This is a genomic window from Bacteroides ovatus (genome assembly GCF_001314995.1).
Classification (GTDB): Bacteria; Bacteroidota; Bacteroidia; order Bacteroidales; family Bacteroidaceae; genus Bacteroides; species Bacteroides ovatus.
Window position 1 is genome coordinate 4,076,690 of record NZ_CP012938.1, and the last position, 16,985, is coordinate 4,093,674.

Genomic DNA, 16,985 nt, shown 5'->3' on the forward strand with positions numbered 1-16,985 from the left:
AAACCTATTTGTATGAAACAGATAATATATATACTATTAACAACAACAATGCTGGGACTTATGTCTTGCAGCGACTGGTTGGATGTATCTCCGAAGACTTCTATTCCTACCGACAAGCAATTTGAGTCGGAATCAGGATTTAAGGATGCGCTTACAGGTATTTATTTGAAGTTGGGAACCACGACATTGTATGCCGGAGACTTGACTTATGCTTATTTGGATGAGTTGGCAGGATTATATTCCGATTATCCGGGGTATAATACAAATGCTGTTTTCGATCAAAGTATCGTATTCGATTATGAGAACATGTTTTTGAGTAAGAAGAATGGGATTTACTCAACGATGTATAACATCATAGCCAATATTAATAACTTCTTGGAGTACGTAGACAAAAATAAAGATGTTTTAGTTACCGAACGCTATTATGAAACTATGAAGGGAGAGGCACTCGGGCTTCGCGCTTTTCTTCACTTTGATTTGTTGCGTATGTTCGGTCCTGTTTATAAAGAACATCCTGCATCCAAAGCTATACCCTACCGTATTGCTTTTGATAAGGATGCCACTCCTGTTTTACCAGCCAGCGAAGTGGTTGACGCTATTCTCAAAGATTTGAATGACGCTGAAAAATTACTGAAAGAGAGTGATCCTCTTGATTTCTTTACCGATCAGACGGATGAAGATTTTACAGATAAAAATCATTTTCTTGTCAATCGTGAGTTTCGTATGAATTTATATGCGGTTAAAGCTATGCTGGCTCGTGTATATTGTTACAAAGGTGATGCGGAAAGTAAAGGATTGGCCACAGAGTACGCTAAACAAGTGATTGCTGCCTCTAAGTATTTTACATTGTATAAATCGCAGACTGCTTCCAATTACAATTCCATACGCTACGCAGAGCAAATCTTTGGAATAACAGTCAATGAATTCTCCAATTTGCTTATTGGAAATTATATGGATATGGAGAATACCAATACTCAGCAACATTTCTATCTGGATGGAGATAAATTTAAATTCTTCTATGAAACTGCCGATGCAGGGAATACTGACTGGAGAAAAAATACGGAAATGTTTGAGGTTATTAATGGGGCAAGTCGGACAGATGTTTTTTGTAGAAAATATAATCAGAAACCTTTGAATGGCGGATATGCTTATTCCGGTGCTGACGCTATCCCTTTGATACGCTTACCCGAAATGTATTATATTGTTGCAGAATGTGTTCCTTCTGCATCGGAAAGTGCTGATGCACTAAATACCGTACGTTTTGCACGTGGTATTTCTTATAGTGATGAGATATCGTCTATCGGATATGATGACCTTGATAATACTTCGGAAGAAGACAAAAACCAGACTAAACGTATTAATGAGATAATGAAAGAATATAGGAAAGAATATTTCGCGGAAGGTCAACTTTTCTATTTCTTGAAAGCGCATAATTATAGCACTTATTATGGTTGTGGGATTGAAACGATGACTGAAGCCCATTATCAGATGACGTTGCCGGATGATGAGTATATTTTTGGAAACAACTCTAAATGATGAAGCATTATGAAACGTATTATATATTTTGTTTTAGCTATTCTTGTTTGCGGCATTTATGTAGGATGCAGTGAAAACGAGATAGACTTATATGACCAGACACCTCGTATCAATTTCTATGGTAGCACTACGCATGTCCGTACTTTGGTTGATACGGATTATGTGAAGAAAGAACCTTATGCTGTAGACAGTTTCGAGGTAAGAATACAAGGAGATTTTTTGAAAGAGAATCGTGATTTCTGTGTGAAAGTAACTCCGAATAATGATTATCAGAATTCAGTGGATGTATTATTGGAAAGCAAGTATACATATACTGACCTTGATACAGTTTGCCAGATATTCTATTATAAAATAAATCGTCCGAAAGTACAGGCAGGTAGAAATGTTTATGGTTGTTATCTGGAGTTTGATTTGAATAACCCTCTTCATCAGTTTGATAAAGGTCTGGTAGAAAAGAATCAAATCGTTTTAAATGTCAGATGGGAGTTGAAACCGACCGAATGGAGTGATTATGTGGGATTTGGTAGCTATAGCGATGCTAAATATATGTTTATTATGGATGTATGCCAACGTGTATGGGATGACTTGGAAGATGAAGATATTGATGTAATCAAGCAAGCTTATAGAGAATATAAGGAGGCGGGGAATCCACCGATTTTAGGTGAAGAAGGTGATGAAATAGAATATGAATAAGATTAAAAAGAAACGTTATGAGGAAATATATCATCTGTATAGTAAGTTTTATCGGAGCGGCTTTATTGCAAACAGGCTGTTACGATGACAAGGGAGATTACGATTATCATGATGTAAATACGATGGATATCGTAATACCTGAAACGAAGGTACGTATGCCTAAAGAGGAAGCAGTGGAAGTTTCAATTATACCCGAGATTTCTCAGACTTTGGAGCAAAATGAGGAAAACCTTGTGTTTCAATGGAAGAAAACAATCGAAGGAAAGAAAGCGGGGTCGGACAGACTTAGTGATTATAAAGATTATTCCGTAGGCAAAGAATGTAAAGTAACAGTCGAGCCTTATGAATCGGAAAATATAGGTTTAATGTTGGTCATTACGGATAAAAAGAGTGGAACAATCTGGTATCAGATAGGTGAAGTTGCAATTATTCGTCCTTTAAATCCTTGCTGGTTTGTATTGCAGGAAAAAGAAGGAAAGGGAGTATTAGGAGCGATAGAGGGTACTCCGGAAGGATATTATGTTTATCCGGATGTCTTTAAATCAGAACTGAATCAGTCATTTCCGTTAGAAGGAAAACCTTTGGCGGTAAGTGCAAGAAAAAACTATGGAGATTCGTTTTTAAGTAGTATGCTGGGTTTTTTTGGTTTTAAAGTAAGTCCGGCGTTAATGGTGGTAACCGATCAGGACTTGGCCTTATTGACTCCAAGTACTTTAATAACGAGATATCCGTCGAATAAAATACTTTTTGAACCGACTGGAAAAGGGGAACCGTTGAATATTGAGTTTTATAAAATGAGTACTCATGGTGAATTGTTTGTAAATAGTGGAAAAGCATATTGTGCTCCTATGGATGGGTTTTGTGTACCATTCTCGGTAAAAAAAGAAAGTGAGTTTCCTGCTATTTCCGCTTATGGTTCGTATGGAGGAGGCTTTTTGTTTTTTGATTCTGAAAATCATCGTTTTCTTAGTGCATCTATTCCGGGGGTTGGTGATTATATGGGGAATCAGGCTACTCAAAGTATACGTAATTATGGTACTAAATGGAGTGACCAGAAGCCTGTATCCACGTATTCAATGTCAGACGAATCTAATTTGTTTGATCCGGATGTAATTGATCCGTCTTTAGAAGTACATGATATTGTTACGGGTGGAAATTGGGGAAATTTTGCTTATGCGATTGCTTCTCCCCGGAACGGAAAAGAGCTGACTGTGTTTAAATTCAGTGCGCAAGATGAAGATCCTATTTGTGCTGCCCGGTATACGATTGCTTTACCGTCCGAAGTAAATGTAGAAACAGCAAAATTTGCAGCTTCTTACGCGTATACGGCAAACCTTATATTTATGACATCGGGTAATAAATTATATCGCATTGATCTTGATCGCGGAAGGGCAATTGAACTTTATACTTATGAAACTGATCCGTCAGCACAGATAGTTAGTTTAAAATTTAAGGACCCTGAAAGTGTGAGAGAGGAAGGTGACGATGAGGAAACGGGCGAATATAAGGAGAAACTAGGCATGTCTCTCGGGTTGGGTATCAATACTGCTGATAAAGGTGTAGTTGTAGAATTGCAATTGACAGTGGCGGGTGATGTAGCTCGTGAAGAAAACAGCATTTGTGTTTACGAAGATCCCGATCAGCCTATTGGGAAGATTGTTGATATTAGCTATAATTATGAATAGTATAAACCGGTCTTTATGCTAAAAGGAATTATCGGTGCTGTATTTCTTGCTGTTGTCTGTACTTGTCTGTACGGGCAACAGCAAAGTATTACAACTTTTATTAAAGAAGAAGCACCAGTGGAAGTTATTCCCGGTATGTTTATTACCTACCGAAGTGATAAACATATCTATTGGGAAATCCCGGATTCATTGATTGGACGTGAGTTTGCCGTAACGACAACTATCCTGACAGCTCCTGCCCGTCCGGACCGGGATATGGAAAAGAAATTCGGATATGCGGGTGACATGATAGGTCCGGTATTTTTCAGTTTCCGTAAACAGGGTGACGAGTTGTGGATGATGGATCCACGATATGAAAGGGTGATAGAAAATCCTGAAGGAACGTATGCAAAAATCGCCGCCCAACGTGGGAATGAAAGGCTTTATAAAATATTACCGATTAAAGCTAGGAATCAGGGAAGCAGCCTGATAGAGATTGGTGAAGTATTAAAAGATTTTCCTTTGTTTACTCTTGATATTGTATCTTTTGATTTATTGATAGGTACGCGTTTAAGAGAGAAAGATTATATTAAGGAAATTAAAGGATATGACAACCGCTTGTTGATACACGCATCACGAGCTTATCGAAGTTCGTCAATGAAAATACCAGGTAAGCCTGTTGCACCTCCTTATATTGGAGACTGGGATACAGGTATCTGCATAAAATTACTGTCAAAAAGACCGTTGGAGGCAGTTGCTGCAAATACCGGAGCTTATTTTTCTATCAGCAAGGAGTGTTTTCAAGGGAATCAGCCTGCTATTCGGAAATCTGTTGTCAAACGATGGCGGCTGGAAATAAGGGCGGAAGATGAAGAAAGATACATGAGGGGGGAACTGGTAGAACCCATACAACCTATTATTTTTTATATAGATCGTAATACACCGGAAAAGTACATCGACTGTATCATTGAAGCGGTGCGTGACTGGCGTCCGGCTTTCGAGAAAGCTGGATTTAAGAACGCCATTGATGCGCGGCTGGCTCCTACCGTTGAGGAAAATCCTGATTTTAGTATTTATGACAGTACTTATCCGTTCATCTCATGGAAGATATCAGGACAAAATAACGCTTATGGACCGACTCCATGCGAACCCCGGTCCGGTGAGATTATTGCTTGCCACATCGGTATTTTTTGCAGTGTCTTGAATTTGGAACAGAAATGGTATTTTGCTCAATGTGGAGCGAATGATCCGCAGGCATGGAATATAGAGCTGCCGGACTCTTTGCAATACGAACAGATAAAACAAGTGCTGACACATGAAGTGGGTCATACATTAGGATTGGAACATAACTTTCTGGGTAGTTCTCATTACTCCATCGATCAATTACGTGATAATGACTTTTTAAGTCAATATAGTATTGGTAGTTCCATTATGGATTATGTGAGGTGTAATTATGCTTTGCGTCCTCAAGATAAAGTTGATTTGAGAAACAGGAGGGTACGTGTCGGTGAATATGATAAGTGGGCTATTGAATGGGGCTATCGTATATTTCCGGGTAAAGATGCTTCTGAAAGAGAAAAGAACAGGAGCCTTTGGAATCAGGAAAAACAGAAAGATCCCTCATTACATTTTTCGGGCAGAATGGATGTAAGGGCTCAGGCAGAAGATTTGGGTAATGACCATGTTATGGTTAATACACAGGGAATAGAGAACTTGAAATATTTGTGTGAACATCCGGATGTCTGGAATGTGACGGATAAAACGTCTTTGCGTGTATTACAGGGGCGTTATGAAGCGGTATTGGAGCATTATAAACAGTGGGTACAGCACGTTTTGTCTCATTTGGGCGGGAAACGTCTTGCTGAGCCGGATGATGAGAATATTTACATACCCGAAAAAGCCGATTACAATAAGAAGGTTATGAGCTTTATACAGGCTTATATATTACAACCGCCTGTGTGGATGTTTGATGAAAAACTTACCGCTAAGTTAGAAATAAACGGTAGTCGGGAGTTCGATCGCTTTTATGAAGAGCTGATGTCGGAAATGATTCGTTCCCTCCGGGAAGTGGAAAGAACGGAGAATGTTTGTGAGGATATGTTGTCTGTAGATGAGTTTTTGGAAAGCATACATAAAGAATTATTTGCCGAATGGGCTGACAATATTCCTGTAAGTGACGCTAAGTATAAAGTGCAGCTGCTTTATGTGAGTAAACTTGTTAAATTGTTGGATAGATCAGAAAAGATAACTTCGTCGAGATTATTGGTTTCCATTATGCAGGCTTTGAATAGAATAAAGGAGGAAAGTCTTGATTATAGCCATAAGATTACGGATCCGGTTGCCAAAAAACGGGCAATGTTTCTTGTAGATAGTATTTTGTTTTAATGATGAAAAGTAAATAAAGAAATTCATGAAGAGAAGAAGATATGTGATTGGTATATTGTTGTGTGTCACAGCTTTGCTTCAGGCACAGGATTCCGTCAAGTCATTTGACGAGTTTTTTGTTGCCGGGATGGATAAGATCGACGGTGTGTTTCCTGTGTATGTAGCGGAAAAAGAAATCTATTTGGAAATACCCGAAAAATATATCGGGCGGGAAATTGAAGTCAGTGGACAGATAGACCGAGGGTTTGATTTGTTGAATCGTCCGGTTGACGGACTGGGAGTAGTGCGTATTATATCTCCGGATAAAGCTACAATTTGCTTTCAAAAACCGTTTTATACAGAGCGTATTTTAGATGAAAAAAGCACATATCACCAATCTTTCTCGTTGTCAAATATGCAACCTGCCGGTAAAAGTTATTCAGTGGTGGCCTATTCAAAAGAGCAGGGAGCTATTATTCGGATAACAGAGTATCTGATGACTGGCGATGACTGGTTCAGCTATAATGATAGTTTTATTCGTTCCTTGGTTCCGGAACTGTCGGAAATAATGAAAATACATCCTTTTAAGGAAGGTGTGTCGTTTACGGTCAGGCGCTATCATGGAGTTGAAGCGGAAAGATATATGCTGTCCAGTTCTGCCGTTCTATTGCCTGAAGGTAGTATGCCTTTGGAAGTCACTTGTGCAGTACGCTTGCTACCTCTGAAAAAAGATCAGATCCGCCTGGCAGATTACAGAATACCCTACCGGACATTGAGTTTCAAAGATTACTCGCAAAATCCTTATTGTATGGTAGAAGATTCATTGATTCTTCGTTGGGATATGTCACAACCGCTTACTTTCTATGTAGATACCCTTTTTCCGAAGGAATATTTCCAGGCAGTAAAGGAAGGAGTGGAAGCATGGAATACCGCCTTCCATAAAGCAGGTATTCATGATGCTTTACAAGTAAGGTATGCAGACCGAAAGATAATTCCGGCGGAACAACGTGCTTTTATATCTTATGATTTAAGAATACCGGGGATCAAAAGTGACTTTATCTGTCATCCTCGTACCGGAGAAATACTTTCATGTCGTCTGAATATCGGACATGGATTCCTAAAAGGAAAATTAGACGACTATCTGTTAAGTTGCGGTGCCTCGGATTCGCGTATTCTGGCTGACCGTTATTCTAAAGAAGTGGAAAAAGAATTGTTGCAAAATGAAATAACGGAAGAAATTGGATATCTTTTAGGTTTGCGCAGAAGTTTATCGAAAAGTTCGTGTGGAAAGACTTTAAAAGTTGGAGATGATGATTGCCGTACTATTTATTTTGGTTATCATCCTTTCAAAGGAGACCAAAATTGTTATGATGAACGGGAGAAGCTCCGCCAATGGATAGAGCATAATTTACCAGATCACATTCGTTTATTCCAACCATCAGGGAAGGAGAATTCTAATTCTTCATTTCCAGAAGATTATACGGTCAAAATATCGGATTTACAGACTGTAGTGAGTCGGTTGGACAAGATTGTGTATAAGGGGAAGAAATACGATAAAGGGAGTTCGCTCACTGATATATACAGAAAGGCTATTCGTCTGTATGGGAGTTATCTGATGGAAATAGCAAAGGTGGTGGGTAGTTCTCAACCGGCAGATGCGCAGCGTCAGGCAATGCTTGATTTGGACAACTATTTATTTCATTCTGTTAAAAAGATGGAATGTACCTATGTAAAAGAGAATTTGTTGGAAACAAGAAACAATCTTCTGTATCCGGAACTGGCGAAGTTGTTCAAACAATTGTTGAGTGTAAAGACAATTTCAGCTCTTCGATTGCAGGCGTTGCAGAGTGACCGGAAGGGGTATGACGATATTGATTTTTTCCGGGATCTTTATAAAGGATTGTTTAATGGTTTTGATCCGCAGTCTGCCGTTAGTTATGAACAGATGGATATTCAGCTGATATGTTTGGAAGCGTGGCTGGATATTATGCAGGAAGCTACTGAACATAATAGTATAAAGAAACGTTTAACGAACGAATTGCATAGTCTGCACGATAGACTGGAGGAGCTTAGCACGACACATTCCCAAAGGGAAGTACGTGATATGTATATTCTGCTTTTGAGAAGAATGGATCAATATTTCCGTGTGGTTTCTTGAGTGGCGTTAGAGTAATAATTTGTTTGGGATGATGAAAAAATGGTCGTACAGATAGAATAACCTATAAGTTTTGGGTTATCTTTGCTATGATTTATGAATAAATAATTAGAATAAGATGACTATTATTTTTCCTTCACCCATCTTCGGCCCTATTCATTCCCGCCGTTTGGGCGTTTCTTTGGGAATCAATTTATTGCCGGACGACGGTAAGGTTTGTTCATTCGACTGCATTTATTGTGAGTGTGGTTTCAATGCCGAACATCGTACGAAGAAACTTCTTCCTACCCGTGAAGAAGTCCGCACGGCTCTCGAAGAGAAACTGAAAGACATGCAGGCAAACGGCCCTGCTCCCGATGTACTGACATTTGCCGGAAACGGTGAACCGACTGCGCATCCCCATTTCCCGGAAATCATAGAAGATACACTTGCGCTTCGCGACAAGTATTTCCCAAAAGCGAAAGTAAGCGTATTGAGTAACTCTACATTTATTGATCGCCCTGCTGTATTCGAAGCACTGAACAAGATAGATAATAATATCCTGAAACTGGATACGGTGGATGAAGAATACATTCATCTGTTGGACCGTCCTAACGGAAAATATTCTGTTAAGAAGATCATCGAAAGAATGAAAGAGTTCAAAGGAAACTGCATCGTACAGACGATGTTTCTGAAAGGAGGTTATCAGGGAAAAGACATGGATAATACATCCGACAAGTATGTGCTCCCCTGGATAGAAGCAGTGAAAGAAATCGCTCCCCGTCAAGTGATGATATATACGATTGACCGGGAGACTCCCGACCACGATTTGCAAAAGGCTACGCATGAAGAGTTAGACCGTATTGTGGCTTTATTGGAAAAGGAAGGTATTCCGGCAACAGCTTCTTATTAAAATATAATTTAAACAGGGATATATTTCTTCTTGATAATACGTAAGAAAATTAATATAAGAGGGCGAACTAATAGAATTCAGAAGTTTTATACTTCCTATTCTATTGCTCGCCTTTTTATTGGCTTCATGAGCTGTTTCAGCCTATTCTGACAAGGGTATATTCTCACTGCGATGAGAAAAAGTTCTCATTGCAGTGAGAGTTTTTTCTCATTATAATGAGTATTTTTTCTCATCGCAGTGAGAATGCTTGAGAATGTGTACTTCCCTGATAATGTTTCCTTTCTTCACATAATCTTTCGGCAATATCCCGAACTGCTTCTGAAAGCAACGGGCAAAGTACGAAGGATTATTGAATCCTACAATGAAACAAACCTCATTGATCCGGTATTTACGCCAAGTGTTATCTGCAAAACGTTCTTTATAAAGAACACTCTTTTCAGATTAAAGGACTTGTTTACCTAACTATGTTTCGGTAAAATGATTATTTACAGGAAACATAATTAGGTAAACAAAATAAAGTTCTTATATTTGCATGAATTGAAGGTTATTAAAAAACTGATTTTGGTATGGAAAAGACCCTGATACGCCAGAATGCCCAATGGAATGGCAAAATGTTTGATCACTTGTGTCCGAGAGACATCATGGACAATCTTTTGAAAAAGAAAACGATGCGTCATGTTCAGATACTGACCGGTGTACGTCGTTGTGGCAAATCTACTGTCTTCAAACTATTAATTAATGACCTGTTGCAATCAGGAGTGAGCGGTAAGTCGATTCTTGTACTTAATTTGGATGATCCGCAGTTCATTCCATTTTGGGATGATTCCTCCAAATTATTCGGCGTGATTGAAAATGCAGAACGTCTGACGGGAGAGAAAGTGAAATTCCTGTTTTTGGATGAAGTACAACATTTATGTGATTGGGAGATATTCATAAAGAGTGCTTATGACACTGAGATATTTGAAAAGATATATATTACGGGGTCTAACTCGCAATTGTTACAGAACCGTTTTTCCGCCTTGTTGTCCGGTCGTTATTTCGAGAATGAAGTGCGTCCGTTTTCTGTTCGGGAAGTTTTTCGTTCGCAAGGAATAACGACTTTGCTTGATTGTTATACCCAAACACCGAAAGTTCTGCGTATCATGGACAATGTCCTTTCTACAGGTTGTTTTCCTGAAATCGTATTGGGTGATGCTGATGAGGACATCAAACAGGAATTATTGAAAAGCTATTTCGAATCCATTGTGCAGAAGGATTGCATCGTTTATAGTGGCATACGTGACACCCATTTGTTCTTTCGTCTGGTCAGTTACTTGATGCAGAATATGGGGAGTCGTTTTTCTATACCGGCTGTGGGTAAGGCACTGAAAAGCAATGAAAATACAGTTGCGTCCTATCTCAACTTTTTGTGTGACAGTTATATTTGCGTCGATGTACGTAACTTTTCTTATTCTTTGAAAGAGACTTCCCGTTCCCAGCATAAGTGTTATTTCATTGACAATGGCTTGGTTTCAGCCAATGTCTTTCGTTATTCTCCGCAAAGTGGTAGTGCCTTGGAGAATCTTGTTTATAATGAGCTGAGAAATAAAGGGTATATGAATATTTCATTCGACAATAGTAAGACGGAATGTGATTTTTTGGCGTATAAAAACGGGAAAGCTTATGGCTTTCAGGTTTGCTATGAACTGAATGACATGAACCTGAAACGTGAACTGTACGGATTCGAACTGGAAAATGTGATGCTCGAAAAGAAGACCCTGCTTACTTACAACCAGAAGGAAACTTATGGGGATATTGAAGTTGTTCCCTTTTGGGAATGGGTTATGTCACCACCTTTCACATAATCTTTCGGCAATATCCCGAACTGCTTCTGAAAGCAACGGGCAAAGTACGAAGGATTATTGAATCCTACAATGAAACAAACCTCATTGATCCGGTATTCTCCTTCACGCAGCAGTTCTCCGGCTGTTTTGAGCCGTATCAACCGGATATAATCATTGGGTGGCATTCCGGTCAGCCCTTTCAATTTGCGCTGTAAGTTGGAACGGCTGATAGCCATCTCCTCTGCCATCTTATCGATGGTAAATTCTTCATTGGTGAAATTGCGGGTAATGATTTCATTGATCGTGTTCAGCCATTTCACGTCTGTTTTGTTCATTAATGTCTGGTCGTATGACATATTCGGAACAGTTGTAAAGTGGTTGAACAGCATGCGCCGGTTTTCCAGCAGATTATTGATGGTGGCTTTCATGTGACTTAGCGAGAAAGGCTTTTCTATATAAGCGTCCGCGCCATAGTCAAGACCCGCAATTTTTGAATCGATGCTGTCGAGTGCCGAAAGCAGGATAAACGGGATATGGCAAAGCATATTGTCGGAACGGATGGACTTTAATAATTCGAATCCGTCCATGTGAGGCATGACGATGTCGCTGATAATAAGATCTACTGTTGTTGTCTCCAGACATTCCAAGGCTTCCTTGCCATTGGCGGCTGTATGGATGGTATAGGTATTTCCCAGATTCTTAGCCAGAAACTCCAGCATATCCGTCGTGTCTTCCACTACCAGAAGAGAGTAACCGGCGGGTTCGCCTTCTTCTTCCAAAGCGGGAACCTTGTCGGGCATGGAAGTAATGGAGGGGCTGACAGAGATGCTTTTCTCCAAATACGGAATTTCCACACATACCTCGCACCCTTCCGTATAGCTGGGATTGATATAAACCTTTCCTTTATGCTTTTCCACCAACAATTTGACGAGACTCAATCCGATTCCTACTCCCGAACCGTTGTTTCCTGTGTTTCCCACTTGATAAAACGGTTCGAAAACCTTGCTGCATTCCTCTTGCGGAATACCCGGACCGTCGTCGCGTACACACAAGGAGAGCGTACGCCCTTCTGCAGACAGATGTTCGTCCAAAATCACCATAATGCGGGTGCGGGCATATTTCATGGCATTCGTCAGCAGGTTGCTGACAATTTTAGTCAGCGCCTCCTGGTCTACATTATATTGCAGATGTTCTTTCGGCAGGGAGACACTGAAAGAGATTCCGGTCAGGGAGATGGCACGGAAACGGTCGATGATGTCCTCTATCATCCGGTTGATATCCACTTCATGGAATGAAAGCGTATAACCTTCCTTGTCCACTTTTCGGAAGTCGAGCAATTGTTTGATAAGCTCCATCAGCCGGTTGGTATTCTTTTGTATCACAGACAGGTTGCTTTCCACTTCACTGTTCCATTCATGTGTTTCCAAAATCGCTTCCAGCGGAGCTTTGATAAGACTAACCGGAGTCTTGATTTCATGTGCCACTTGGGTGAAGAATGTAATTTTCGACTGGAACAATTCCTGATTCTTGATTTGTTCCATCTCTTTCATCTTTCTTGCTTTCACAGCCTGCTGTTTACGCAAATAAAGCTGTATCAGGAAATATGCGAGGCCACACGCTATTAGTAAATAGAAAATCTTGGCATAAATGGTCTTCCAGGGTGGAGGAAGAATTTCAATATGCAGGCAACAGTCGTCATTGCTCCAATATTCATCGTTGTTACTGGCTTTCACACGGAAAGTATATTCACCTGGAGGCAGGTTGAGAAAAGATACGTTATGTTTATCCGTATATATCCATTCTTTGTGAATACCGTCCAGTTTGTAGGCATATAAATTCTTGCTGGGAGCCACATAACTAAGACTTTCGAATGCGATGTCGAACGATACTACCTGATAAGGAATCGTTACTTGTCCGCTAAGAGCAGGTATACGCTTGCTAAGGCTTACTTTGTCGTCGGGGCTGTGCATATATACCGCCGAGATAGACGCCGTAGGTCTTACCTTATTAATCGATAATTTGAACGGATAGAAACTATTGAACCCGTTCACTCCACCGAAATAGAATTTCCCGTCACTGGCTTGCAGGGAAGAGCGGAAATTGAACTGGTTGCTTTGTAATCCGTCCTCGATGGTATAGAGCTGTGCCCGTTTGTTCTGCGGCTCATACCGGATCAGTCCCCTATTGGAAGAAAGCCAATAGTTACCCGATTGGTCGTCCAGTATGCCATAGATGATATTGTTTGGCAGATTCTCTTTGGTAGAGAAGTTTTCAAAACGGTCCTCCTGATAGTGATAACGGCAGATACCACCGCCTTCGGTACAGAACCATAGATGCTGCTTATGATCGATATACACACGGATTACCCAGTTGCTACAAGGAGAATCAGGATTTACTGGGTCGTTGCGATAGTTGTGCAATTTACCGGTTTGGCGGTTGTAACGCCAAATGCCGTCCCTTTTGCTTGCCAGCCACATGTCCCCATGTTGGTCTTCAACCATATCGTAGATAAAGATATGGCTTAAAGGTTCCAATGTCCGGAAAGAGTCACTTTCCGGGTCATACCGGCAGAATCCGGAAAGCGTTCCCAGATAAATGCTGCCATCCTTCGTTTGATAAATGGAGTAGATATGATCGTTAGGAATTGAATGTGGGTTTGCGCGGTTATGGCGATAGTTTTTCATTTTTCCCGTTTGAATATCCAGGATATATAATCCACGGGAGAAACTGCCAATCCACAATTTCCCTTCATTGTACAACAGTGCATGGATATTGTGATAACCGATATTAGGGTTATTGCTTCTCAACAGATGGTTTTTAAACTTCTTCGTGCGGGGATCAAAGAGGTTCAGTCCCCCGTCTTCGGTGGCAATCCAAATGTTGCCGTTGGGATCTTCGCAGAATTGGCTGATTACATTTCCCGAAAGAGAATTTTCCGTACCATTGGGATAATACCACTCGATATCCTTATGCTTGGGAGACAGGTAACTCACTCCACTGAAATAAGTCCCGATCCAAATTCCCCCCTCCCTATCTTGATAACAGGCATAGATACTTTCTTTATTTTGTTCGTCGTCGGTAGGCAGACATTCTCCTGTCGTGGTGTTGAATGTATAAAGTCCGTCGTCGGAGCCGAGATAGAAAGAGTTGGCCGTCCGTTGAAACAAGGTGCGGATGCGTGGAATGGTAAGCGTGTCCCCTTCTCCGAAATAATAGCGGAATTGTCCCGTTTCCTTATTGAACCGTGCCAGTCCTCCGTACCATGTGCCCGCCCATAATACTCCCTGCGAACTTTCCATCAAAGAGATAATCTCGTTGCAGGCAGGACGTCCGAAAGAAGTGTCCTCGGATATATACCCTGTGAAGTTGTCCGTGCGTTGGTTGTATTTCGCCAAACCATTCCGGGTACCTATCCAGATAGTTCCGAACGAGTCGTTGTAGATCACCCACACGTGATTGTCCGGCAATGAATGGGGATCGGAAAGAGAATGTAGATACTGCTTCAACGTACCTTTTTTCTCGTTGTAGACAAACAGTCCGTTGGTTGTTCCGATCCATAACTGCCTGTCATTGTCGTATGCCATTCCGAAGACACTGTTGACTGTCACTCCGTCTTCCGTCTGTGTATCGAATACGGAGAATTTCTCCTCCCGCGAATCGAATAAATACAGTTTTTCCGTACTGGCCACCCAAATCTGATTGTTATCCTGATGGCGGCAGATCGTTACTATATTCATATAACTGTTTCCACCGTTTTCTGACGAATGTCCGTAGTTGGTGAACTCGATACCGTTGAAACGATTCAATCCGTCCTGTGTTGCAAACCACATATATCCGATGCTATCCTGAAGGATGCTTCGGACACAATTGCCCGATAACCCCGATCTAACGTCATATTTCTTGTAGATATTGGCGAAGACCAGAGAAACGGATGCAAGCAGTATACCTATGAATAAGATGAATCGTTTCATAATTTCCTTTCTTTGTTATTAGGTTCGGTTTAATTCAATTCAATTCTGTCCAGCTTAATTCTGTTCCGTTCTGTTTTTCAGTTTAATTTTGTTCCGTTCAGTTTAGTTCTATTCATTCCGGTTTACTACCGTTTAGTTTTCGTTGGCAGTTATCCGCTCCACAAGCTATGAGAGCCTGTTTTATGGGGGATATATTTCTTGTTTACAAGAGCTATATGTGCTGCGTATTGGATCTATATACCCAACACGCAGCACATATATACCCAACAGATTGGATCTATAGCTCCTGTAAACAGGGTAATTACCCCCTTTGTAGAAGCCTTTATTTCACGTCGTCCCACGTATCTGTGCGGAACGGGAAAGCACTCAATCCGAAAGTATTCCGCAGCGTGATATTTCCCACATAATTACGGAAAGCATAGCGCACGGCAACCGGTTGGGTTACCTCTTCACTCCACACTTCTACTGTGTTGGTACGTCCTACAATCTTTGCTTTCGCCGGATAGAACTTCTTGTCCGCTCCCGCAATCTCGAATCCTTCCAGTTCGGAAAAAGTAGGAAACAACCCCTCAGGTGCATTATCAAATGTCACTATAGCCTTTTTGTCCGCATAGTCCACTTTGGTCATCGTCGGACCGTTGGATGGCAACCGGCGGATACCGTATGTTTTAGTCAATGCAAGTGTAGCTAACCGAAGCCCTACTACATCCTTCTGTGGCGGATGGATGCAGAATTCATCACCGATATCCGTAGTGGGGACCATGCCCGAATTAGGAATCGTTTTCAGTGCTTCCATCTGTGCTTCACGCAATAAAGCAGCCCCCGTATTGCTGCTGTTTTCATATTTGTAAGGAGCAATCTGCACATAATAGAAAGGCATATCGGGAGCCTCCCATACATTTCTCCATAGCTGCACCATGGCAGTCATCATCGGAGCATAGAATTGATAGTTGGATATGTTCGATTCTCCCTGATACCAGAGGAAACCCTTTGCCGTGAAGTTCTTAACAGGCCATAACATCGAATTGTACAGACATTCCAGACGTTGGTGCACTCCTCTTTTAGGATTTTTGGCAGCTTCAATATTCATACCTTCAACGGTTTTCAATGTCGGTTCATCCATCCATGCCTCGATCGCCGAACCTCCCCAACTGTTGATAACCAGCCCTACCGGGAGATGGAGACTTTCAGTCAGTTGGCGGGCAAAGAAATAGGCGGCGGCACTGCAATCAATGGTCGTTTCGGGTGACGATACTTCCCATTTTCTTTTCTCGAAATCCGTGCGGCGCTCTGTATCATTGGTTCTCGGTACGGTAATAAAACGGATACGGTCACGATAATTTCCCGAGTTCAGTAACGTTTCAAGCGAGTTGTCAATGGGTTGCGCTGCATTTCCCATCATGCGCATTTCCATGTTCGACTGTCCGGAGCAGATCCACACCTCCCCTATCAGTATATCCGAGAGAGTGACCGGAGTGCCGTCACTGATAGTAATAGAATAAGGTGTATAACCCCCTTCGGGAGTGTCTACTTTTACCAGCCAGGCCCCGTCTTTATCCGTAGATGCCTGATAAGTCCGGTTGTTCCACGAAGTGGTGACGGTTACTTTTTTGCCGTCCGCCCACCCCCATAACTTAACGGAGCTGTTCTGTTGAAGTACCATGTGATCTCCCATCATTGCAGGGAGTTTTACTTTGCCTTGTGCAATCGGCAGGAATAAAAGTGATAAAATAAGAAGTAGAAAATGTTTTTTCATACTGTTTTTATTAGATATTCGACGAATAATTATATAGGTATCAGGCAAAAATACAACCTATTTTTAAATATGGAATAAAACTAGCTAGTCATTTTCTGATAAAAGCTGGTCGAAATCTTAAAAGCTTGTTT

At 41.1% G+C, this 16,985-nt stretch carries 9 protein-coding genes and 1 pseudogene; 7 read left to right on the forward strand and 3 right to left on the reverse strand.

Annotated features, from left to right (window positions below; genetic code table 11):
- Positions 1-12 precede the first annotated feature (12 nt).
- The 6 genes from Bovatus_RS15725 to Bovatus_RS15750 all read left to right on the forward strand — a co-directional run bounded on the left by Bovatus_RS15725 (position 13) and on the right by Bovatus_RS15750 (position 9,304).
- The gene (locus Bovatus_RS15725) at positions 13-1,536 is read left to right on the forward strand and encodes a RagB/SusD family nutrient uptake outer membrane protein (RefSeq protein ID WP_004298743.1); all 1,524 of its coding nucleotides are present in this window, start codon (positions 13-15) and stop codon (positions 1,534-1,536) included.
- Positions 1,537-1,545: 9 nt separating this feature from the next.
- On the forward strand, positions 1,546-2,229 hold the full coding sequence (locus Bovatus_RS15730; protein ID WP_004298745.1) for a DUF4843 domain-containing protein: 684 nt from the start codon (positions 1,546-1,548) through the stop codon (positions 2,227-2,229).
- Between the two features lie 17 nt (positions 2,230-2,246).
- Positions 2,247-3,914: a PKD-like family lipoprotein gene (locus tag Bovatus_RS15735; RefSeq protein ID WP_004298749.1), complete on the forward strand. Its 1,668-nt coding sequence runs from the start codon at positions 2,247-2,249 to the stop codon at positions 3,912-3,914.
- Between the two features lie 15 nt (positions 3,915-3,929).
- Positions 3,930-6,278: a zinc-dependent metalloprotease gene (locus tag Bovatus_RS15740; protein WP_004298751.1), complete on the forward strand. Its 2,349-nt coding sequence runs from the start codon at positions 3,930-3,932 to the stop codon at positions 6,276-6,278.
- A 25-nt stretch (positions 6,279-6,303) separates the two neighbouring features.
- The gene (locus Bovatus_RS15745) at positions 6,304-8,415 is read left to right on the forward strand and encodes a DUF5117 and DUF5118 domain-containing protein (protein ID WP_004298753.1); all 2,112 of its coding nucleotides are present in this window, start codon (positions 6,304-6,306) and stop codon (positions 8,413-8,415) included.
- Between the two features lie 115 nt (positions 8,416-8,530).
- A complete protein-coding gene (locus tag Bovatus_RS15750; protein ID WP_004298756.1) occupies positions 8,531-9,304 on the forward strand; it encodes a radical SAM protein in 774 nt (257 codons plus the stop codon).
- Positions 9,305-9,514: 210 nt separating this feature from the next.
- Here Bovatus_RS15750 and Bovatus_RS25905 read toward each other — a convergent pair.
- A pseudogene (locus Bovatus_RS25905) lies at positions 9,515-9,694 on the reverse strand (helix-turn-helix domain-containing protein); the annotation flags it as partial.
- A gap of 176 nt (positions 9,695-9,870) precedes the next feature.
- Here Bovatus_RS25905 and Bovatus_RS15755 point away from each other — a divergent pair.
- Positions 9,871-11,148, forward strand: a complete 1,278-nt coding sequence (locus Bovatus_RS15755; protein ID WP_009040671.1) for an ATP-binding protein — start codon at positions 9,871-9,873, stop codon at positions 11,146-11,148.
- Here the strand turns inward: Bovatus_RS15755 and Bovatus_RS15760 are convergent.
- Together Bovatus_RS15760 and Bovatus_RS15765 are read right to left on the reverse strand one after the other, a co-directional pair.
- The gene (locus tag Bovatus_RS15760) at positions 11,088-15,098 is read right to left on the reverse strand and encodes a hybrid sensor histidine kinase/response regulator transcription factor (protein ID WP_004298764.1); all 4,011 of its coding nucleotides are present in this window, start codon (positions 15,096-15,098) and stop codon (positions 11,088-11,090) included. The genes Bovatus_RS15755 and Bovatus_RS15760 overlap by 61 nt on opposite strands.
- 322 nt (positions 15,099-15,420) lie before the next feature.
- Positions 15,421-16,854: a sialate O-acetylesterase gene (locus Bovatus_RS15765; RefSeq protein ID WP_004298766.1), complete on the reverse strand. Its 1,434-nt coding sequence runs from the start codon at positions 16,852-16,854 to the stop codon at positions 15,421-15,423.
- Positions 16,855-16,985 lie beyond the last annotated feature (131 nt).

Coding starts and splice junctions, on each gene's coding strand:
- Bovatus_RS15735 (WP_004298749.1), top strand. CDS start 2,247: ATGAGGAAATATATCATCTGTATAGTAAGTTTTATCGGAGCGGCTTTA.
- Bovatus_RS15730 (WP_004298745.1), top strand. CDS start 1,546: ATGAAACGTATTATATATTTTGTTTTAGCTATTCTTGTTTGCGGCATT.
- Bovatus_RS15750 (WP_004298756.1), top strand. CDS start 8,531: ATGACTATTATTTTTCCTTCACCCATCTTCGGCCCTATTCATTCCCGC.
- Bovatus_RS15740 (WP_004298751.1), top strand. CDS start 3,930: ATGCTAAAAGGAATTATCGGTGCTGTATTTCTTGCTGTTGTCTGTACT.
- Bovatus_RS15755 (WP_009040671.1), top strand. CDS start 9,871: ATGGAAAAGACCCTGATACGCCAGAATGCCCAATGGAATGGCAAAATG.
- Bovatus_RS15725 (WP_004298743.1), top strand. CDS start 13: ATGAAACAGATAATATATATACTATTAACAACAACAATGCTGGGACTT.
- Bovatus_RS15760 (WP_004298764.1), bottom strand. CDS start 15,098: ATGAAACGATTCATCTTATTCATAGGTATACTGCTTGCATCCGTTTCT.
- Bovatus_RS15745 (WP_004298753.1), top strand. CDS start 6,304: ATGAAGAGAAGAAGATATGTGATTGGTATATTGTTGTGTGTCACAGCT.
- Bovatus_RS15765 (WP_004298766.1), bottom strand. CDS start 16,854: ATGAAAAAACATTTTCTACTTCTTATTTTATCACTTTTATTCCTGCCG.